We start from the raw sequence: 21,471 nt of genomic DNA on the forward strand, positions 1-21,471 counted from the left end.
ACATTCAACGGTAATGTTGAATGACATACCGCAATCGCGGGCAAGCCCGCTCCCACAGTTATTTATGTAGTTGGATAGTTTTGGGCAAAGTCCTGCAACTCGGGATAGAACAACCGGAAATCCTCACTCAACGGTACATACAATCGTCGCAACTCCTGCATCGCCTCGGCCAACTCCTCGGGCCGGGTCAACCTGCGTGAAATCCCCCGCAACACCTGCTCCAGCACCGCGAATTCCCGGTAAGAACCCAACCAGTCATTGGCCACCATGTGCGGCGCAATCATCGCCAGGCGCTCCGGCAACTGCGACTCAGTGGACAGCACCCTGTACACGTCCGAAGTGAACTGCTCCAGTGGTTGATCCGAGTAGAGCGTCCAGTCCCGTGCCAGGCAGTGGTCGAAAAACACATCGAGCACGATCCCGGCGTAACGCCGGCGCGTGAGGGAAAACCGCGACAAAGCGATGTCCACCAACGGATGGCGGTCGGTAAACACGTCGATGCTGCGGTGCAACTGAATGGCCGCTTCGATCTCCGGATCGAACTGCCCTTGCAGCCGTCCTTTGACGAAATCGCCATACAGACTGCCGAGCATTTGACCGGGGCGCTGGCCACCGAGGTGCAGATGTGCGAGATAGTTCATGCGCGCAGCTTAGCACTGCGCCATCCATATCGTTATAACCCGATATACCGATTTATGCGGTCATCAGACCAAAATCATATTGGTATATCGCGAAGTACCGATTTAAAGTTCGCCTCATCGCGATATAGCGTTTTACTCATCACGAGCCCCAAATCATGACCATCGACCTCGACGAAATAATAAAAGCGCTGGCACACCCAGTACGCCGAGACATCCTCATCTGGCTGAAAGACCCCAAGATCCAGTTCCCGGAACAGCTCCACAACCATGAATACGGCATTTGCGCCGGACAGATCGATCAACGCTGCGGCCTGTCGCAGTCGACCGTGTCCGCCCATTTGGCGACCTTGCAACGGGCGGGACTGATCAGCAGCCAGAAGGCCGGTCAATGGCACTTCTTCAAACGCAACGAGGACGTGATTCAGGCGTTCCTCAATGCCATCGACAAGGAGCTCCGCGCTCCGACAAGGAACTGACAATGCCCCTCTCGCTACTCATTCTGGCCTTAAGCGCCTTCGCCATCGGCACTACCGAGTTCGTCATCATGGGCCTGTTGCCCGAGGTGGCGGCCGACCTTGGTGTGTCGATCCCCGGCGCTGGCTGGCTGGTGACCGGTTACGCCCTGGGCGTGGCCATCGGTGCACCGTTCATGGCACTGGCCACCGCCAGACTGCCGCGCAAGGCCGCATTGGTAACGTTGATGGGCATCTTCATCATCGGCAATCTGCTCTGCGCCCTAGCCAGTGACTACAACGTTTTGATGTTTGCCCGTGTGGTTACCGCGCTGTGTCATGGCGCCTTCTTCGGCATCGGTTCGGTGGTGGCGGCAGGTCTTGTGCCGGCCAACAAACGTGCGTCCGCCGTGGCCCTGATGTTCACCGGCCTGACCCTGGCCAACGTCCTCGGCGTGCCGCTGGGCACCGCGCTCGGTCAAGAAGCCGGCTGGCGTTCGACCTTCTGGGCGGTGACCGTGATCGGTGTGATCGCACTGATCGGCCTGATCCGCTTCCTGCCGGCCAAGCGCGACGAAGAGAAACTCGACATGCGCGCCGAACTGCGCGCCCTCAAAGGCGCCGGCATCTGGTTGTCGTTGAGCATGACCGCATTGTTCGCCGCCTCGGTCTTCACCTTGTTCACCTATGTCGCCCCGCTGTTGGGCGAGGTCACCGGAGTCTCGCCGCGCGGCGTGACCTGGACCTTGATGCTCATCGGTCTGGGTTTGACGGTCGGCAACATCATCGGCGGCAAGCTGGCTGACCAAAGCCTGGCAGCGACGCTGATCGGTGTGTTCATCACCATGGCGCTCGTGTCCACCGTGCTGACCTGGACCAGCATTGCCGTGATTCCAACCGAAATCACTCTGTTCCTCTGGGCCACCGCGTGCTTCGCCGCCGTACCCGCCCTGCAAGTGAATGTTGTGACCTACGGCAAAGCGGCACCGAACCTGGTATCGACCCTGAACATCGGCGCTTTCAACGTCGGCAACGCACTCGGGGCGTGGGTCGGCGGCAGCGTCATCGCCCACGGCTTCGGTCTGACCAGCGTGCCGCTCGCGGCAGCCGCACTGGCGGTACTCGCCCTGCTGGTGACCCTGATTACTTTCCGTCAGAGCGGCAATGCCGAACTGGCCCCCGCTACTAACTGATCGCTAAAAGAGAGCTATTAAATGACGACTATTTTCGATCCGATCAAACTGGGCGACCTCGAGTTGGCCAACCGCATCATCATGGCGCCGCTGACCCGCTGCCGCGCCGACGAAGGTCGTGTGCCGAATGCGCTGATGGCCGAGTACTACGTGCAACGCGCCTCTGCCGGTCTGATTCTCAGCGAAGCCACGTCGATCACGCCAATCGGCGTGGGCTATCCGGACACTCCCGGTATCTGGTCCAACGATCAGGTGCGCGGCTGGAGCAACGTGACCAAGGCAATCCACGGCGCGGGCGGCAAAATCTTCCTGCAACTGTGGCACGTGGGTCGGATTTCCCACCCCTTGTACCTGAACGGCGAAGCACCGGTCGCGCCGAGTGCCATCCAGCCTAAGGGTCATGTCAGCCTGGTGCGTCCATTGGCCGACTTCCCAACTCCGCGTGCCCTGGAAACCGCTGAAATCGCCGACATTATCGACGCTTACCGCGTGGGTGCCGAGAACGCCAAAGCTGCCGGTTTCGACGGTGTGGAAATCCACGGCGCCAACGGTTACCTGCTCGACCAGTTCCTGCAAAGCAGCACCAACCAGCGCACCGACAACTACGGTGGCTCCCTGGAAAACCGTGCGCGTCTGTTGCTGGAAGTGACCGATGCCGCCATCGAAATCTGGGGCGCGGGCCGCGTCGGTGTGCACCTGTCACCGCGTGCCGATCTCCATGACATGGGCGACGAAAACCTGTCCGAGACCTTCACCTATGTCGCTCGCGAACTGGGCAAACGCGGCATCGCCTTCATTTGCTCGCGCGAGAAAGAAGCCGGCGACAGCCTCGGCCCACAACTGAAGGAAGCCTTCGGCGGCCCATACATTGCCAACGAACGCTTTACCAAGGACAGCGCCAACGAGTGGCTGGCCAGCGGCAAAGCTGATGCGGTCGCCTTTGGCGTGCCGTTCATTGCCAACCCGGACCTGCCGGCACGCTTGAAGGCCGATGCGCCGTTGAATGAAGCACGTCCGGAACTGTTCTATGCGAAGGGGCCGGTCGGTTACATCGACTACCCAGCGCTGTAAACGTCCGCCGTTGAAACACAAAAGCCCCGACTCGAAAGAGCCGGGGCTTTTGCATATGGAGGCTGCGATCCTGTCAGCGCTTGCGCTGTCCCCAGGCGACCGCAAGACCGCTGAGGCAAATCACCGTGATACCGATCACACCAAAGCTGTCCGGGGTATGGTCGAAGATCAAATATCCGTATATCCCGGCAAACAAAATCTGTCCGTAACTGAAGGGGGCCAGCATTGCCGGTGCCGCATGGCGGAAGGCCTGGGTCAGCAACATGTGACCGAGCATGCCGCAAGTGCCCAGGCCAATCATGAACAGGCCGTGCAGCAGCGTCGGCGTGCTCCAGAAGAACGGCAACAGCGCAGTCATGATCAGGCTGTTAAGAATGCCGGTGAGAAAGTTGCTGGTGGTCGGGCTGTCGATACCGCTGAGCAAGCGGGTGAGCAATTGATAGAAGCCAAAACACAGCGCCGAACACAGCGGCAGCAGAATCGCCGGGGTGAACAGCGCACCGCCGGGCCGCACGACGATCAACACGCCGACGAATCCACCCAGCACCGCCAGCCATTGATTACGGGTTACCCGCTCATGCAGCAACGGTACGGACAACGCGGTCACCAATAAAGGAGCAAGAAAGGTGACGGCGGTGGCTTCAGCCAAGGGGATGTAACGCAGGCCGGTAGTGAAAAACAGGCTGGTGCCGATCAGGCACAGGGCGCGTAATAACTGCAAACCCGGACGCTTGGTGCGCACTACCACCGAGAAACCACTGCGCGGCACGAAAATCACCAGCATCAACAAGGTGTGCACCACGTAGCGTGCCCAAACCACCATCACGATCGGATAGAACCCGGACAGGTACTTGGACAATGTGTCGTGACTGGCGAACAAGAAAACCGCCAGGCAGATCAGCGCGATACCCTTTATCGGCTGCTCGGTGCCCTTGTAGCCGGGGTTGTTAACATTCATTCACACACTCAAGACAAAATTCCTACAAAATACGTAGCTCGCTACCTATCAACCTGGCAAACGTACGTATATAAAAGCACCCCATTACAGAAAGGCGAGCGAAGCAGGGACATTGCCCCGCTTCAAGTCTTGACACAAACGGATCCAATTACGCATTTTGTTTCAATTGCGCAGGCTCGGACTCAAGCGCAGCATATCCAACCCTGTATCGACGCAACGCTCGGCTTCGGTGTGCAGTTGAAAACTGTCGGGAGCCAACAGCCACTGATACAGGATGCCATCGATATACGCATGCAGGCTGATGGCCGCGCGGGCAGTGTCTAGGTTTTCCGGCAACTGCCCGCGATTCACCGCATTACTCAGGGCCAGAGCAATTCGCACATTGCAATCGAGACTGGCCGTTCGGCGCTGCTGGCGCAGGTCGCACATTTCATCGGTGAATTCGCACTTATGAAACAGAATCTCGTTGATGCGTCGGGTTTTCGGGTCCAGGGCAACTTGATGAAACAGATGAATCAGCAGCTTGCGCATGCAACCCAGCGGATCGAGTTCATCTTCGCTTTCACTGGCCTTGGCCATTTCATCCAGCGGCTCATGCAACGTATCGAGCATCGCCTGCACCAGATCCGCCTTGTTACTGAAATGCCAGTAGATAGCCCCGCGAGTCACACCGGCCAGGGTAGCGATGTCCGCCAGCGTCGTGCGGGCCACGCCCCTCTCGTAAAAGGCTTTTTCCGCCGCTTCGAGTATCTGGCTTCGGGTTTCTTGAGCTTCCTCTTTGGTACGACGGACCATGGCAGTAAAACCTCAATCAGGGGTGCGTCAGCGATGTCTGAATATCAGCTGAATAAAAGTGGAGCGAGCGCTCTCGAGCTTCGTCTCCGGCCTACAATTCCAACCTTTGAACGGCTTTTGTAACCGTGTGGGTACACCGCCAAGGCCTTTACAAACAACCATGAACGTAAGTATATTCCTTAGCAAGCTACTTATCCACCCGGCAAAAATTTTTTACCCTTCCACATTTCTTGTGCGCAATTTGCGCGCCTGACCCGAGGATCTTCATGCAATTCAAGCCAGCTGTTACCGCTCTGGTTACTGCCGTCGCCCTGGCATCGCTGCTCAGCGGATGTAAAAAGGAAGAGGCGGCACCTGCCGCACCAGCCCCTCAGGTCGGCGTCGTAACCCTGCAACCACAAGCCTTCACCCTGACGTCCGAACTTCCGGGGCGCACCAGTGCGTTCCGCATCGCCGAAGTTCGCCCACAGGTCAACGGCATCATTCTCAAGCGACTGTTCAAGGAAGGCGGCGACGTCAAAGCCGGTCAGCAGCTCTATCAGATCGATCCATCGGTCTATGACGCCACCCTGAAAAGCGCCGAAGCCAATCTGCGTTCGACCAAGTCGATCTCCGACCGCTACAAGCAACTGGTCGACGAACAGGCTGTCAGCCGTCAGGAATACGACACCGCGCTGGCCAACCGCCTGCAATCGGAAGCATCCCTGCAAAGTGCCCAGATCAACGTGCGCTACACCAAGGTTTACGCACCGATCTCCGGTCGCATCGGCCGATCTTCGGTGACCGAAGGCGCGCTGGTCAGCAGTGGCCAGACCGACGCCATGGCAGTCATCCAGCAACTGGACCCGATCTACGTCGACGTCACCCAGTCTTCGGTGGAGCTGCTTGAGCTGCGCCGCGAATTGGAAAGCGGTCGTCTGCAAAAGGCTGGCGATAATGCCGCCGCGGTCAAGCTGACGCTCGAAGACGGCAGCCAGTACAAGGTGGACGGCAAGCTCGAGTTCTCCGAAGTTTCGGTTGACCAGACTACTGGCTCCGTGACCCTGCGTGCCGTGTTCCCGAACCCTGATCACACTTTGCTGCCGGGCATGTTCGTTCACGCCCAGTTGCAGGCCGGTGTGGACAGCGCGGCGATTCTGGCCCCGCAACAAGGCGTGACCCGCGACCTCAAAGGCTCTCCGACCGCGCTGGTCGTCGGTCCGGACAACAAGGTCGAACTGCGTCAGCTCAAGGCCAGCCGCACTGTCGGTAACCAATGGCTGATTGAAGACGGTCTGAAGGCAGGCGATCGCGTGATCACCGAAGGGCTGCAATTCGTCAGACCTGGCGTTGAAGTCAAGGCCACTGAAGCCACTAACGTTGGCATAAAGAGCCCGGCCCCCGCACAGGCAGCTAACACAGCTGTCGGCGGCAAAGGGGAGTAAACCATGTCGAAATTTTTTATCGACCGTCCGATTTTCGCCTGGGTGATTGCCCTGGTGATTATGCTGGTCGGGGCTCTATCGATCCTCAAACTGCCGATCAACCAATACCCGAGCATTGCGCCTCCGGCCATCGCCATCTCGGTGACCTACCCAGGCGCGTCTGCACAAACCGTGCAAGACACCGTGGTGCAAGTGATCGAGCAACAGCTCAACGGTATCGATAACCTGCGTTATGTCTCGTCGGAAAGTAACTCCGACGGCAACATGACCATTACCGCGACCTTCGAGCAGGGCACCAGCTCCGATACCGCGCAGGTTCAGGTCCAGAACAAGCTGAACCTGGCCACCCCGCTGCTGCCGCAAGAAGTGCAGCAACAGGGTATCCGCGTGACCAAGTCGGTGAAGAACTTCCTGATGGTCATCGGCGTGGTATCGCGCGACGGCAGCATGACCAAGGACGACCTGTCCAACTACATCGTGTCGAACATGCAGGACCCGATCTCGCGCACAGCCGGTGTCGGTGACTTCCAGGTCTTCGGTGCCCAGTACGCCATGCGGATCTGGCTCGACCCGGCCAAGTTGAACAACTACAACCTGACCCCGGTAGATGTGAAAACCGCCATCGCGGCGCAGAACGTCCAGGTATCGTCCGGTCAACTCGGCGGCTTGCCTGCCCTGCCCGGCCAGCAACTGAACGCTACGATCATCGGCAAGACCCGTCTGCAGACTGCCGAGCAGTTCAAGGCGATTCTGTTGAAGGTCAACAAGGACGGCTCGCAAGTGCGTGTCGGAGACGTTGCGGAAGTCGGTCTGGGCGGTGAAAACTACTCGATCAGCGCCCAGTTCAACGGCGCCCCGGCCTCCGGTCTGGCGGTGAAACTGGCCAACGGTGCCAACGCCCTCGACACTGCAAAAGCCCTGCGCAATACCATTGATACCCTCAAGCCTTTCTTCCCGGAAGGGATGGAAGTGGTGTTCCCGTACGACACCACCCCGGTGGTGACCGAGTCGATCAAGGGTGTAGTTGAAACCCTGGTCGAAGCGATCGTGCTGGTGTTCCTGGTGATGTTCCTGTTCCTGCAAAACTTCCGCGCCACCGTCATCACCACGATGACCGTGCCAGTCGTATTGCTGGGTACCTTCGGGATCCTCGCGGCGTTCGGTTTCAGCATCAACACCCTGACCATGTTCGGTATGGTGTTGGCCATCGGCTTGCTGGTGGACGATGCCATCGTCGTGGTGGAAAACGTCGAACGGGTCATGAGCGAAGAAGGCCTGTCTCCCAAGGAGGCCACCAAGAAATCCATGGGGCAGATCCAGGGTGCCCTGGTCGGTATCGCCCTGGTGCTGTCGGCGGTACTGCTGCCGATGGCGTTCTTCAGTGGCTCCACTGGTGTGATCTATAAGCAGTTCTCTATCACCATCGTCTCGGCCATGGCCTTGTCGGTACTGGTAGCGTTGATCTTCACCCCGGCGCTCTGCGCGACCATGCTCAAGGCGATTCCGAAAGGTGAGCACGGCACGCCGAAACGCGGCTTCTTCGGCTGGTTCAACCGTAGCTTCGACCGTGGCGTCAAAAGCTACGAGCGCGGCGTGGGCAACATGCTCGCGCACAAGGCTCCGTACCTGCTGGCGTACCTGATCATTGTGATCGGCATGATCTGGCTGTTCACCCGTATTCCAACGGCGTTCCTGCCGGAAGAAGACCAGGGCGTACTGTTTGCCCAGGTGCAAACCCCGGCCGGTTCCAGCTCCCAGCGTACGCAAGTGGTCGTGGACGAAATGCGCGAGTTCCTGCTGCGTCCGAGCAACGAGGGTGGCGAAGGCGATGCGGTGGCCTCGGTGTTTACCGTGACCGGCTTCAACTTCGCCGGTCGTGGCCAGAGTTCGGGTATGGCGTTCATCATGCTCAAACCGTGGGAAGAACGTAACGCCGACAACAGCGTGTTCAAACTCGCAGCCCGTGCCCAACAGCACTTCTTTACCTTCCGCGACGCCATGGTGTTTGCCTTCGCGCCACCGGCAGTACTGGAACTGGGTAACGCCACCGGTTTCGACGTATTCCTTCAGGACCGCGCCGGTATCGGTCACGAGAAGCTGATGGCGGCACGTAACCAGTTCCTCGGCATGGCGGCGCAAAGCAAGGTGCTGTCGCAAGTCCGTCCTAACGGCCTGAACGACGAGCCGCAATACCAGCTGGAAATCGACGATGAGAAGGCCAGCGCCCTGGGCGTGACCCTCACCGACATCAACAACACCCTGTCGATTGCCCTGGGCAGTAGCTATGTGAACGACTTCATCGACCGCGGTCGAGTGAAGAAGGTTTACATCCAAGGCTTGCCTGGCGCTCGCATGAGCCCCGAAGACCTGAAGAAGTGGTACGTGCGCAACAGCGCCGGCACCATGGTTCCGTTCTCGACGTTCGCCAAAGGTGAGTGGATCTACGGCTCGCCGAAACTGGCCCGTTACAACGGCGTAGAAGCGATGGAGATCCTCGGTGCCCCGGCACCAGGTTATTCCACTGGTGAAGCGATGGCCGAAGTCGAAGCCCTGGCCAAGAAACTGCCGGCCGGTGTCGGTATTTCCTGGACCGGTCTGTCGTACGAGGAACGTTTGTCCGGCTCGCAAGCACCAGCGTTGTACGCCTTGTCGCTGCTGATGGTGTTCCTGTGTCTGGCGGCGTTGTATGAAAGCTGGTCGATCCCGATCGCGGTGATGCTGGTGGTGCCGCTGGGGATTATCGGTGCACTGATGGCGACCAGCCTGCGTGGCCTGTCCAACGACGTGTATTTCCAGGTGGGGCTGTTGACCACGATCGGTCTGGCGGCGAAAAACGCCATTCTGATCGTCGAGTTCGCCAAGGAACTGCATGAGCAAGGACGTAGCCTGCGCGATGCCGCAATCGAAGCCTGCCGGATGCGTCTGCGACCGATCATCATGACCTCGCTCGCGTTCGTGCTCGGTGTGGTTCCACTGGCCATTTCCACGGGCGCAGGTTCGGGTAGTCAACATGCGATCGGTACCGGCGTGATTGGCGGTATGCTCACGGCCACGATCCTGGCGATCTTCTGGGTTCCATTGTTCTTCGTCACCGTGTCGTCCATGGGCCAGCGCAAAGTCGCCGACCAAGATGACGCCATTGAACCTTCTAAAGAGGCTGGCTAATGAGCAAGTCGCTACTCTCCATCGCAGTCGCCGCCTTTGTGCTGAGCGGCTGCTCGCTGATACCCGATTATCAGCAGCCTGAAGCCCCGGTGGCGGGCCAATACCCGCAAGGCCCGGCGTATTCGCCGGCCCAGGCGCCTAACCAGGCCGCCGCCGAACAGGGTTGGAAGCAGTTTTTCCACGACCCGGCGCTGCAACAGATGATTCAGACCGCGCTGGAGAACAACCGTGACCTGCGCGTCGCGGCGCTGAACATCGACGCTTATGCGGCTCAATACCGCATCCAGCGCGCCGATCTGTTCCCGGCTGTTTCGGCCACCGGCAGTGGCAGCCGCCAGCGAGTTCCGGCACGGGCCTCGCAAACTGGTGAAGCGGCCATCAGCAGTTCCTACTCGGCCACCGTCGGCATCAGTGCCTATGAACTCGACCTGTTTGGTCGGGTTCGCAGCCTGAGCGAAGAAGCCCTACAGAAGTACTTCGCTACTGAAGAAGCGCGCCGCAGCACCCAGATCAGTCTGGTGGCCAGTGTGGCCAATGCCTATCTGACCTTGCAGGCTGACAAAGAACTGCTGAAACTCACCCAGGAAACCCTCGGTGCCTTCGAGGAGAGCTACAAGCTCACCTCGCGCAGCAACGAAGTGGGTGTAGCCTCGGCGCTGGATCTGGCCCAGTCGCGTACCTCGGTGGAAAACGCCCGTGCACAACAGGCCAAATACACCCGTCAGGTCGCTCAGGATGAAAACAGCCTGGTGCTGCTGCTCGGCACCGGTATCCCGGCCAATCTGCAAGCGGCCAAGCCACTGTCGGACGACTTGCTGAGCGAAGTACCGGCGGGCCTGCCCTCGGACTTGCTGCAACGCCGTCCGGACATCCTTCAGGCCGAGTACAACCTCAAGGCTGCCAACGCCAACATCGGCGCGGCACGGGCTGCGTTCTTCCCGAGCATCAGCCTGACCGCCAATGCCGGCTCCCTGAGCCCGGACCTGTCCGGTCTGTTCAAGGGCGGTTCGGGCACCTGGTTGTTCCAGCCGCAAATCAACCTGCCGATCTTCAACGCCGGCAGCCTGCGCGCCAGCCTGGATTACTCCAAGATCCAGAAAGACATCGGCGTGGCGAACTACGAGAAGTCCATTCAAACGGCCTTCCAGGAAGTCGCCGACGGCCTGGCCGCACGCCAGACCTACACCGAGCAGTTGCAGGCTCAGCGTGACTTCGTCAGCGCCAACCAGGACTACTACCATCTGGCCGAGCGCCGCTACCGAATTGGTGTCGACAGCAACCTGACCTTCCTCGATGCCCAGCGTCAGCTGTTCAGTGCCCAACAAGCGCTGATCACCGACCGTCTGGCGCAGCTGGTCAGCGCGGTCAATCTGTACAAGGCGTTGGGTGGTGGCTGGAATGAACAGACGGCGAAGAACGAGCCGTTGAAAGAAGAAGCGCCGAAGATGAAGTTGTTCTGATAGCGCGGTAAACACGAAGCCCACCGAATGGTGGGCTTTTTGTTGGCTGCGGGAAAAGTTGTATAGGCCATGCTGTCCTCATCGCGGGCAAGCCCGCTCCCACAGGTTCAGCGGGAGCCCACAAATTTTGTGTTCGATACGGACACTGTGGGAGCGGGCTTGCCCGCGATGGGGACGGCCCCGACACCACAAAGTCCGGATCAATCTTACGTTCGATAATCGCCCAGAACCCGCCCTCCCCCGATTGAACCATTTAGTCCGTTTCCCTCACCATCTGTCGTACAAAACCAATAACAACAGGTTCGACACCATGCCCCCGCGCCCTGCCCTGTCCGGCTGACTTCGCCCCCGCTTTTCTGAATTCGAATCTTTTGCCTGCAACCCGAACGTTGCGGCACCGCCCCGTTTCACCTCCAAGAATTAGAGAGACCCGAGCCCATGACGCCTTCCACGCAGTATTTCTTTCCCAGCCTGATCGCCATCGCACTGGCCGGCGCGGCCCTGCCCGCCATGGCCGAGGAAGCCGGTTTTGTCGAAGGCGCCAAGGTCAACCTGAACCTGCGCAATTTCTACATCAATCGTAACTTCACCAACCCGACCAAAACCCAGGGCAAAGCTGAAGAGTGGACGCAAAGCTTCATCCTCGACGCTAAATCCGGGTTCACCCAAGGCACCGTCGGGTTCGGCATGGACGTGCTGGGTTTGTATTCGGTCAAGCTCGACGGCGGCAAAGGCACCGGGGGTACGCAGTTGTTGCCGTTGGATCGCGATGGTCGCCCGGCGGACAACTTCGGTCGCACCAACGTGGCGTTCAAGGCCAAGCTGTCCCAGACCGAAGTGAAGGTCGGCGAATGGATGCCGGTATTGCCGATCCTGCGTTCGGACGACGGTCGCTCGCTGCCGCAAACCTTCCGTGGCGGCCAGATCACCTCGAAGGAAATCGACGGCCTGACTCTCTACGGCGGCCAGTTCCGCGCCAACAGCCCGCGCGACGATAGCAGCATGAACGACATGTCGATGACCGGCAAAGCGGCGTTCACCTCAGACCGCTTCAACTTCCAGGGCGGCGAATACGCCTTCAACGGCAAGCACACTCAAATCGGCCTGTGGAGCGCTGAACTCAAGGACATCTACAGCCAGCAATACGTCAACCTGATCCACACACAACCGCTGGGCGACTGGACATTCGGCGCCAATTTGGGGTTCTTCTACGGCAAGGATGACGGCAGTGCCCGGGCGGGCGAGCTGGACAACAAGACCTGGTCGGGTCTGTTTTCGGCCAAATATGGCGGCAACACCTTTTATGTCGGCCTGCAAAAACTCACCGGCGACAGCGCCTGGATGCGGGTTAATGGCACCAGCGGCGGCACCCTGGCGAACGACAGCTACAACGCCAGCTACGACAACGCGAAGGAAAAATCCTGGCAACTGCGCCACGACTACAACTTCGCCGCCCTTGGCGTGCCAGGCCTGACCCTGATGAACCGCTACATCAGCGGCGACAACGTACACACCGCAACCACCAGCGACGGCAAGGAATGGGGCCGCGAAAGCGAACTGGGCTACACCGTGCAGAGCGGCACGCTCAAAGACCTCAACGTCAAATGGCGCAACTCGACCATCCGTCGCGACTTCAACAACAACGAGTTCGACGAAAACCGTTTGATCGTCAGCTATCCGATCAGTTTGTTGTAAACCCCACTACCGCCATCGCGGGCAAGCCCGGCTCCCACAGAGATCTTCGGTGAACAAAAAACTTGCGTTCACGCCGGACAACTGTGGGAGCGAGCCTGCTCGCGATGGCAATCGTTCAGTCACATCAGTATTGGATGTACCGCCGCCATCGCGGGCAAGCCCGGCTCCCACAGGGATGTTCGTTGAACACAAAATTGGCGTTCACACCGCACAACTGTAGGAGCGAGGCTTGCCCGCGAAGGCGTCAGCTCAGGCAACAACTTTCACGGATCACTCCCGCGACTCAACCCCCAACTCATCCCACACCGACTCGGCCAAGTGGAACGTCGCGTTGGCCGCCGGGATGCCGCAGTAGATCGCGCTCTGCATGATCACTTCCTTGATCTCGCCGCGGGTCACGCCGTTGTTGGCGGCGGCGCGCAGGTGCAGTTTGAGTTCTTCATTGCGGTTCATGCCGATCAGCATGGCGATGGTGATCAGGCTGCGGGTATGGCGCGGCAGGCCCGGGCGGGTCCAGATATCTCCCCAGGCGTGACGGGTGATCATCTCCTGGAACTCCGAGTTGAACTCGGTCAGCGCGTTCAGGCTGCGGTCGACATGGGCATCGCCAAGTACTGCACGGCGGACTTTCAGCCCTTCGTCGTAACGTTGTTTCTCATCCACGAAAAAACCCTCAATGAGCTGACAAAAACGCCAGCACTCGGTCGCTGAACGCAGCGCCGGCCTGGACGTTGGACAGGTGCGCGGCGTAGAACTCGGCGTACTCGGCGCCCTGCACTTGTTCCTGAATGAAATGCCCGCCGGACGGCGGCGTCACCGCGTCTTCGGTGCCGGCGATCACCAGCAGCGGCACCTTGATCGAAGACAACTGATCGCGGAAATCGGCGTCACGTACCGCCGCGCAATTGGCGGCGTAACCTTCAGGCGAAGTCGCCGCGAGCATGTCGGTAATCTGCTTCGCCACTGCCGGATTGGCCTCGGAAAAGTCCGGAGTAAACCAGCGCGCAATCGACGCATCGCGCAGGGCAACCATTGCCGCCGCGCCGTCACGCAGCACAGTTTCGATCCGTGGATTCCACACCGACAGATCGCCGATTTTCGCCGCGGTGTTGCACACGATCAGTGTGTTCAAACGCTGACCGGCATTGATCCCCAGCCACTGACCGATCAACCCGCCCATGGACAGTCCACAGAAATGTGCGCGTTCGATGTGCAAGGCATCCAGCAGCGCCAGCACGTCGCGGCCGAGTTGCTCGATGCTGTACGGCCCCGGCGTCACCAACGATTGGCCGTGACCACGGGTATCAAAACGCAGCACGCGAAAATGCTCGGTGAGCGCCGGGATCTGCGCGTCCCACATGTGCAAGTCGGTGCCCAGCGAGTTGGACAGCACCAGCACCGGCGCATCGACCGGCCCATCGAGTTGCGGCCCTTGAATTTGGTAGTGCAGTTCGCCCTCGGCGAGTTGTACGAATGCCACAGCAGTCTCCTTCAAGCGGTCAACGCAAAATGTTCAGCCACCGCTCGCTCGACCCAGGTATGGGCCTGACCGAGGTAATGGGCGGGGTCCAGCAGACGATCGAGTTCAGCGTCCGACAGCTCGGCAGTCACCTGCGGCTCGTCGCCGAGTACCGCACGCAGATGACGTTGCTCGGCCACTGCGCGCTTGCAGCATTGCTCCAGCAGATGGTGCGCGGTGTCGCGACCGACCCTTTGCGCCAGCACGATGCTCACGGCTTCGGCCAACACCAGGCCCTGGGTCAGGTCGAGGTTGCGCGTCATTCGGTCGGCATCCACTTCCAGTCCGTCGGCCACCAGCAGCGCTTGCTGCAGGCTGCCTGACACCAGACAGCAGATCTCCGGCAGGGTTTCCCATTCGGCATGCCACAAGCCCAGGCTGCGTTCGTGCTCCTGCGGCATCGCGCTGAACAAGGTCGAGAGCAAACCCGGCACCCGCGTCGCCGCGCCGATCAGCACCGCTGCACCCACCGGATTACGCTTGTGCGGCATGGTCGAAGAACCACCCTTCCCCGGCGCCGACGGCTCGAACACTTCGCCGGCCTCGGTCTGCATCAACAGGCTGATATCGCGACCGAGTTTGCCGAGGCTGCCGGCGATCAATCCAAGCACCGCGCCGAACTCCACCAGACGATCACGCTGGGTGTGCCAGGGTTGATCCGGCAAAGTCAGTTGCAGTTCTGCGGCCAAGGCTTCGGCAATCGGCATCGCCTGCTCGCCGAGGGCCGCGAGAGTGCCGGAGGCGCCACCGAATTGCAGCACCAGCAGGCGCGGTTTGAGTTCCAGCAGACGCTGACGGCTGCGCGTCACCGCCCCCAACCAACCGGCGATTTTCATGCCGAGGGTGACGGGCGTCGCATGTTGCAACCAGGTGCGCCCAGCCAGCGGCGTGGCGACGTAACGCCAGGCCTGGGTCGCGAGGGTTTCCCCCAGTTGCATCAGATCAGCTTCGATCAATTCCAGCGCGCGGCGCAGTTGCAGCACCAGGCCGGTGTCCATTACATCTTGGCTGGTCGCGCCCAGATGCACGTAACGCTCGGCTTCGGCATCGCTCTTGGCGATCTGCTTGCCCAATGCCTTGACCAGCGGAATCGCCGAATTCCCCGCCGTGGCAATCGCCTCACCAAGCGCGGCGAAGTCGTAATGCTCGGCCCGACACGCCGCTTCGATAGACGCGACAGCCGTCTGCGGAATCAGCCCGACCCGCGCCTCGGCCCGAGCGAGTGCCGCTTCGAAATCGAGCATGGCCTGAACCCGGCCCTGATCGCAGAACACCTCACGCATGTCGCGTGCCGTGAAGTAGGCATCGAACAATTGATTGCCCGGTCGCTGGTTCATAAACAGTCCTTGCAGGCGAGAGCCAGTCCGGCCCCCGCGTAAAGATCAAAGGTCGTTTTGCAAATACTTCGCCTGTTTCGGCAGGCGCAGGCTGAACAGGAACGCGACCGCCATCATCACCGTCACGTACCAGTAGAACGAGTTTTCCATGCCGCCGGCTTTAAGGCTCAGCGCCACATACTCCGCCGAACCGCCGAAGATTGCATTGGCCACCGCATACGCCAGGCCAACGCCCAAGGCACGCACCTCTGGCGGGAACATTTCGGCTTTCACCAGACCGCTGATCGAGGTGTAGAAACTCACGATTGCCAGCGCCAGGGTAATCAGCACAAAGGCCAGGAACGGACTGCTGACACTTTTCAGGCTCAACAGGATCGGTACGGTGAACAGCGTTCCGAGAGCACCGAACCACAGCATCGAATTGCGCCGGCCGATCTTGTCGGCGAGCATGCCGAAGAACGGTTGCATGCACATATATAGGAACAGCGCGCCGGTCATGATGTAGCTGGCGGTCTTGGCGTGCATGCCGGCGGTATTCACCAGGTACTTCTGCATGTACGTGGTGAAGGTGTAGAAAATCAGCGAACCGCCGGCGGTGTAACCCAGCACGGTGATGAAGGCAGCCTTGTGATCGCGGAACAGCGCACGGATGCTGCCGGCGTCCTTGTTTTCGCGCATTTCCTTACTGCTGGTTTCCTTGAGCGCACGACGCAGAAACAACGAAATCAATGCCGCAGCCGCACCGACCACGAACGGAATTCGCCAGCCATAGGCACGCAATTCATCCTCGCTGAGGAACTGTTGCAGAATCACCACCAGCGACACCGCCAGCAACTGCCCGCCGATCAGCGTGACGTACTGGAATGAGGCAAAGAAACCGCGCTGGCCCTTGAGGGCGACTTCACTCATGTAGGTCGCAGTGGTGCCATACTCGCCGCCCACCGACAAACCCTGCAGCAAGCGCGCGAACAGCAGCATGATCGGCGCCCAGACCCCGATGCTGTTGTAGGTCGGCAGGCAGGCGATGAGCAACGAACCGAAGCACATCATCAGAATCGAGATCAACATCGAATTCTTGCGCCCGTGTTTGTCCGCCACCCGACCGAAGATCCAGCCGCCGATAGGCCGCATCAGAAACCCGGCAGCGAATACGCCCGCCGTGTTCACCAGCTGCACCGTGGGGTTGTCGGAGGGAAAAAACGCCGGGGCAAAATAGATTGCGCAGAAGGCGTAGACGTAAAAGTCGAACCATTCAACCAGGTTGCCGGACGAGGCGCCGACAATCGCGAAGATCCTTTTGTTGCGTTCTTCACTGGTATAGAGAGCTGTGAGGGTTGTCATCGTTCTTCACTCTTTTGGGGACCGTGAGAGTCTAGACACACTTTGCAACAATCCCGTTCCGCAATTGGCAACGCTATCCCTGTGGGAGCGGGCTTGCTCGCGAAGAGGACGGCACAGTCAACATTGATGTCGCCTGACACACCGCTTTCGCGAGCAAGCCCGCTCCCACAGGTTTTGCGGCGCTCAATCAATAATCGAAAAACACCGTCTCCGCATCCGTCCCCTGCAGAATCACATTCCACTGATAAACACCCGCAGCATCCTGCTTCGCCAGCAAGGTAGCGCGGCGTTCGGCAGGCACGCACTCCAGCAGCGGGTCTGCCACGTTGGCCGGTTCGCCGTCGAAGTAAATCCGCGTCAACAAGTGCTTCACCAACCCGCGAGCAAACACCAGCACCACCAAATGCGGCGCCTGGGTCGTGCCCTTCAAGCCTTCCACTGTGCCCGGTTTGATCGTGGTAAAGCGGAAGCGCCCTTCTGCATCCACCGGCACCCGGCCAAACCCTTCGAAGTTCGGGTCCAGGGGTTTGTCCTGATCGTCTTCCGGGTGGTCGTACTTGCCGGCGGCGTTGGCCTGCCAGACTTCCAGCATCGCGTCGTTGACGAAGTCGCCATTGCCATCGACGACTTGCCCGGTGATTACCACGCGCTCGCCGAGGGTCTGTGCAACGGTCAGGTCTTCGCGGTTCAGCCAGGTCAGGCCGATGTGGTAATACGGCCCGACGGTGTGGGACGTGGTCGCGTTCAGCGTCATCTTATTTCTCCATCGGCGTGGCATCGCGGCCGCGCAAGACGATGTCCCAGCGATAACCGAGGGCGTAGGAAGGGATGGTTTTTTCCAGGTCGAAACTGGCGATCAGGCGCTCTTTGGCACTCGTATCAGGCACGCAGTTGTAGATCGGGTCGTAAGCCAGCAACGGGTCGCCCGGGAAATACATCTGGGTCACCAGGCGCGTGAGAATACTCGGCCCGAACAGTGAGAAATGGATGTGCGCCGGGCGCCAGGCGTTGTGGTGGTTACCCCACGGATAGGCGCCAGGCTTGATGGTCTGGAACTGGTACCAGCCATCGGCGTCGGTCACGGTGCGGCCGGTGCCGGTGAAGTTCGGGTCCAGCGGCGCGTCGTGCAGGTCGCGAGCATGGTTGTAGCGACCGGCGGCGTTGGCCTGCCAGATCTCCACCAGAATCCCCGGCACCGGCAGACCGTTTTCATCCAGCACACGGCCGTGAATGATGACCCGTTCACCCAGTGGTTCGCCCGAGTGCTGGGCAGTCAGGTCGTTGTCCTGCTCCTCGATGTGCTCGGCTCCAATGGTCGGACCAGTGATTTCCGACAGCGAATGAGGCAAAAACACCAACGGCTTGGACGGCGAGCGAAGGTTGGTGGATTGATAAGGAGGGTGCAGATATTCCGGCTGAGTGCCCGCCTGCGGGCGACGGTAACCAGGTTTGTCAGTCATTGCGCTTTCCTCAGTTCTTATTAGTCGCTTCTGTGCGTCAGACACGTTCGATCGCCAAGGCCAGACCCTGGCCGACACCGACGCACATGGTCGCCAAACCTTTCTTGCCACCGGTCTTTTCCAGTTGATGCAGCGCGGTCAGTACCAAGCGTGCACCGCTCATGCCCAGCGGATGGCCCAAGGCAATGGCGCCACCGTTCGGGTTGACCTGGGCCGCGTCATCCGCCAGTCCCAGTTCACGCAGCACGGCCAAGCCCTGGCTGGCGAAGGCTTCGTTGAGTTCAATCACGTCGAAATCGCTGACCGCCAGGCCCAGGCGCTCGGTCAATTTACGCACCGCCGGCACCGGGCCGATGCCCATCACCCTAGGTGCGACAGCGGCACTCGACATGCCCAGCACTTTGGCGCGGGCGGTCAGGCCGTGTTTTTTTACGGCGTCGCCGGAGGCCAGAATCAACGCCGCCGCACCGTCGTTCACGCCGGAAGCGTTGCCGGCGGTAACGGTTTTGTCCGGGCCGTTGACCGGTTTGAGTTTGGCCAGGGTTTCCAATGTCGTGTCAGCGCGGGGATGTTCGTCTTGTGTAACGACGCTTTCACCCTTCTTGTGGGCAATGCGCACTTCGACGATTTCTTCGGCAAAAAATCCTGCAGCTTGTGCGGCGGCCGTGCGTTGCTGACTGCGCAAGGCGAAAGCATCCTGATCGGCGCGGGAAACCTGGTAGTCGTCGGCCACGTTATCGGCAGTCTGCGGCATCGCATCCACGCCGTACTGGGCTTTCATCAACGGGTTGATAAAACGCCAGCCGATGGTGGTGTCTTCCAGTTTCATGTTGCGCGAGAACGCCGCATCGGCCTTGCCCATCACGAACGGGGCGCGAGACATCGACTCGACGCCGCCGGCAATCGCCAACTCCATCTCGCCACTGGCGATGGCCCGGAACGCGGTGCCGATCGCATCCATGCCCGAAGCGCACAGACGATTGAGGGTGACCCCGGGAATGCTTTCCGGCAGGCCCGCCAGCAGCAACGCCATGCGTGCCACGTTGCGGTTGTCTTCGCCGGCCTGGTTGGCGCAACCGAGGAACACCTCGTCCACCGCATTCCAGTCCACCGACGGGTTGCGCGCCATCAGCGCCTTGATCGGCACGGCGGCCAGATCATCGGCGCGAACCGCCGACAGGCCGCCGCCGAAACGGCCGATAGGGGTGCGAATAGCGTCACAGATATAAACGTCACGCATCAGGCTTCTCCGGGTGCTTGGCCGTGGGCCGCAGCGGTGCGGGCTTCCAGATCGCGCAGTGCGGTCAGCTCGACATCGGTTGGCTCGGCAGTGTTTTCCACCTGATCAGCGAAGCGAATCGCCCAACCGGTGGCGGCGATCACTTGCTCGCGGGTCACGCCTGGGTGCAGCGCGGTGACCACGAATTCATGGGTGCCCGCTTCGGGCTCCATGATGCACAGGTCGGTAATAATACCGACAGGACCGGCACCCGGCAGGCCGAGACGTCTGCGTGAATCACCGCCCTCGCCATGACCGACCGACGTAATGAAGTCGAGTTTGTCGACAAAGGAGCGCGCCGACTGCTTGAGGATGATCAGCACGCTCTTGGCGGAACCGGCGATCTCCGGCGCGCCACCGGCGCCTGGCAGTCGAACTTTCGGCTGATGGTAGTCGCCCACCACCGTGGTGTTGATATTGCCGAAGCGGTCGACTTGTGCGGCACCGAGAAAACCGACGTCGATGCGCCCGCCCTGCAACCAGTAGCGAAAAATCTCACCGGTCGGGACGACAGTGTCGGCGGTTTCCGCCAGTTCACCGTCACCGATCGACAGCGGCAATACGCTCGGCTTGGCACCGATCGGACCCGATTCATAGATCAGGACTACATCTGGCGAGGAAGTCAGACGCGCCAGGTTGGCGGCTTTCGACGGCAGACCGATGCCGACGAAACACACCGAACCGTTTTTCAGACGGCGGGCGGCGGCGACGGTCATCATTTCATTGGTGGTGTAAGTCATTACTTGGCCTCCGAAGCAGCGGCCAGCTTGGCCTGGAACTCGCTGAAATCAGCGCTACCGTGGATGTACTCGTTGATCCACGCGGTGAAGGTTTCACGGTCGCGGGCAATCGGGTCCCAGGCTTGATAGAAGCGATTGTCGCGTTCGGTGTAACCATGGGCGTAGGACGGATGCGCGCCACCCGGTACATGGCAGACCGCGCTCAAGGCCCAGGTCGGCAGCACGCAAGCGTTCATCGGGGCGTTGAGGTCGTCGACGATTTCTTCAACAGTGACAATGCAGCGCTTGGCGGCCAGCGCCGCTTCTTTCTGCACGCCGAGAATGCCCCAGAGCAGCACGTTGCCCTTGTGATCGGCTTTCTGCGCGTGAATCACAGTGATGTCCGGGCGCACCGACGGCACCGCCGCCAGCACTTCGCCGGTGAACGGGCACGTGACGGTTTTGATCAGCGGGTTGACCTTTGGCAGGTCGGAACCGCCGTAGGCACGCAGCACCGCGAACGGTAAGCCCGAAGCGCCCGCGACGTAGGCATTGGCCAGGTCGGCATGGCTGTGTTCTTCGATTTCCAGCGCATGCGGCCACTGCCTTTCGACCGCGTCACGCAGACGGTGTAGCGAGCCCACGCCCGGGTTACCGCCCCAGGAGAAAATCAGCTTGCGAGCACAACCGGCACCGATCAACTGGTCGTAGATCAAGTCGGGCGTCATCCGCACCAGGGTCAGATCTTTCTTGCCCTGACGGATGATTTCATGACCGGCCGCCGTAGGAATCAGGTGAGTAAAGCCTTCGAGCGCGACGGTATCGCCGTCGTTGACGAACTGCTTTACCGCGTCATGCAGCGAAAGGATTTCAGCCATGGGGCAGGCTCCCGTTTTGTTATGAACCGACAGTGGTAGAAAAAGGCGCGAGGTTCAGCGCCGGAATGACTGAAGAGTAAGCCC

Annotated in this window: 19 protein-coding genes; 7 read left to right on the top strand and 12 right to left on the bottom strand. The window is 60.2% G+C overall.

Going from position 1 to position 21,471, the window contains the following annotated elements:
- Positions 1-62: 62 nt before the first annotated feature.
- Positions 63-641: an acyl carrier protein phosphodiesterase gene (locus AB4O41_RS10610; RefSeq protein ID WP_460147685.1), complete on the bottom strand. Its 579-nt coding sequence runs from the start codon at positions 639-641 to the stop codon at positions 63-65.
- Positions 642-796: 155 nt separating this feature from the next.
- On the opposite strand from AB4O41_RS10610, the gene AB4O41_RS10615 reads away from it, so the two are divergent.
- Genes AB4O41_RS10615 through AB4O41_RS10625 form a run of 3 tightly spaced genes read left to right on the top strand, consistent with a single transcriptional unit; the run spans position 797 to position 3,357 of the window.
- Positions 797-1,117 carry an ArsR/SmtB family transcription factor gene (locus AB4O41_RS10615; protein WP_460147686.1) on the top strand — a complete coding sequence of 107 codons (321 nt, stop codon included), beginning with the start codon at positions 797-799 and terminating at the stop codon, positions 1,115-1,117.
- Between the two features lie 2 nt (positions 1,118-1,119).
- Positions 1,120-2,286 (top strand): MFS transporter, encoded by a 1,167-nt coding sequence (locus AB4O41_RS10620; protein ID WP_460147687.1) that lies wholly within the window; start codon positions 1,120-1,122, stop codon positions 2,284-2,286.
- 21 nt (positions 2,287-2,307) lie between these two features.
- Complete coding sequence (locus AB4O41_RS10625) at positions 2,308-3,357, top strand: alkene reductase (protein ID WP_460147688.1); 1,050 nt, start codon at positions 2,308-2,310, stop codon at positions 3,355-3,357.
- A 73-nt stretch (positions 3,358-3,430) separates the two neighbouring features.
- Here the strand turns inward: AB4O41_RS10625 and AB4O41_RS10630 are convergent, their stop codons facing one another.
- Both AB4O41_RS10630 and emhR read right to left on the bottom strand, forming a co-directional pair.
- On the bottom strand, positions 3,431-4,315 hold the full coding sequence (locus AB4O41_RS10630) for a DMT family transporter (protein WP_460147689.1): 885 nt from the start codon (positions 4,313-4,315) through the stop codon (positions 3,431-3,433).
- Positions 4,316-4,477: 162 nt separating this feature from the next.
- On the bottom strand, positions 4,478-5,110 hold the full coding sequence (emhR, locus tag AB4O41_RS10635) for an efflux system transcriptional repressor EmhR (protein WP_038979269.1): 633 nt from the start codon (positions 5,108-5,110) through the stop codon (positions 4,478-4,480).
- A 266-nt stretch (positions 5,111-5,376) separates the two neighbouring features.
- On the opposite strand from emhR, the gene emhA reads away from it, so the two are divergent.
- The 4 genes from emhA (at position 5,377) to AB4O41_RS10655 (ending at position 12,854) form a co-directional block, all read left to right on the top strand.
- Positions 5,377-6,534 carry an efflux RND transporter periplasmic adaptor subunit EmhA gene (emhA, locus tag AB4O41_RS10640; protein ID WP_460147690.1) on the top strand — a complete coding sequence of 386 codons (1,158 nt, stop codon included), beginning with the start codon at positions 5,377-5,379 and terminating at the stop codon, positions 6,532-6,534.
- Between the two features lie 3 nt (positions 6,535-6,537).
- A complete protein-coding gene (emhB, locus tag AB4O41_RS10645) occupies positions 6,538-9,699 on the top strand; it encodes an efflux RND transporter permease subunit EmhB (protein WP_460147691.1) in 3,162 nt (1,053 codons plus the stop codon).
- On the top strand, positions 9,699-11,159 hold the full coding sequence (emhC, locus tag AB4O41_RS10650; RefSeq protein ID WP_460147692.1) for an efflux RND transporter outer membrane subunit EmhC: 1,461 nt from the start codon (positions 9,699-9,701) through the stop codon (positions 11,157-11,159). Before emhB ends, emhC begins: the two co-directional genes overlap by 1 nt.
- A 438-nt stretch (positions 11,160-11,597) precedes the next feature.
- Positions 11,598-12,854, top strand: coding sequence for an OprD family porin (locus AB4O41_RS10655; RefSeq protein ID WP_460147693.1), 1,257 nt, complete (start codon positions 11,598-11,600; stop codon positions 12,852-12,854).
- A 270-nt stretch (positions 12,855-13,124) separates the two neighbouring features.
- Here AB4O41_RS10655 and pcaC read toward each other — a convergent pair whose 3' ends face one another.
- From pcaC to AB4O41_RS10700, 9 genes are all read right to left on the bottom strand, one after another.
- A complete protein-coding gene (gene pcaC, locus AB4O41_RS10660) occupies positions 13,125-13,517 on the bottom strand; it encodes a 4-carboxymuconolactone decarboxylase (RefSeq protein ID WP_008147336.1) in 393 nt (130 codons plus the stop codon).
- 10 nt (positions 13,518-13,527) lie between these two features.
- A complete protein-coding gene (gene pcaD, locus AB4O41_RS10665) occupies positions 13,528-14,334 on the bottom strand; it encodes a 3-oxoadipate enol-lactonase (protein ID WP_460147694.1) in 807 nt (268 codons plus the stop codon).
- An 11-nt stretch (positions 14,335-14,345) separates the two neighbouring features.
- Complete coding sequence (locus AB4O41_RS10670) at positions 14,346-15,710, bottom strand: 3-carboxy-cis,cis-muconate cycloisomerase (RefSeq protein ID WP_460147695.1); 1,365 nt, start codon at positions 15,708-15,710, stop codon at positions 14,346-14,348.
- Between the two features lie 45 nt (positions 15,711-15,755).
- A complete protein-coding gene (locus AB4O41_RS10675) occupies positions 15,756-17,051 on the bottom strand; it encodes an MFS family transporter (RefSeq protein ID WP_460147696.1) in 1,296 nt (431 codons plus the stop codon).
- Between the two features lie 187 nt (positions 17,052-17,238).
- On the bottom strand, positions 17,239-17,805 hold the full coding sequence (pcaG, locus tag AB4O41_RS10680) for a protocatechuate 3,4-dioxygenase subunit alpha (protein WP_460147697.1): 567 nt from the start codon (positions 17,803-17,805) through the stop codon (positions 17,239-17,241).
- Position 17,806: 1 nt separating this feature from the next.
- The gene (gene pcaH, locus AB4O41_RS10685; RefSeq protein ID WP_460147698.1) at positions 17,807-18,511 is read right to left on the bottom strand and encodes a protocatechuate 3,4-dioxygenase subunit beta; all 705 of its coding nucleotides are present in this window, start codon (positions 18,509-18,511) and stop codon (positions 17,807-17,809) included.
- A 37-nt stretch (positions 18,512-18,548) separates the two neighbouring features.
- A complete protein-coding gene (gene pcaF / locus AB4O41_RS10690; RefSeq protein WP_460148327.1) occupies positions 18,549-19,754 on the bottom strand; it encodes a 3-oxoadipyl-CoA thiolase in 1,206 nt (401 codons plus the stop codon).
- Positions 19,751-20,530 (bottom strand): CoA-transferase subunit beta, encoded by a 780-nt coding sequence (locus AB4O41_RS10695; protein ID WP_460147699.1) that lies wholly within the window; start codon positions 20,528-20,530, stop codon positions 19,751-19,753. Before AB4O41_RS10695 ends, pcaF begins: the two co-directional genes overlap by 4 nt.
- A complete protein-coding gene (locus AB4O41_RS10700) occupies positions 20,530-21,387 on the bottom strand; it encodes a CoA transferase subunit A (RefSeq protein ID WP_460147700.1) in 858 nt (285 codons plus the stop codon). Before AB4O41_RS10700 ends, AB4O41_RS10695 begins: the two co-directional genes overlap by 1 nt.
- Between the last annotated feature and the right edge of the window lie 84 nt (positions 21,388-21,471).

Source organism: Pseudomonas sp. S2_A02, assembly GCF_054668495.1.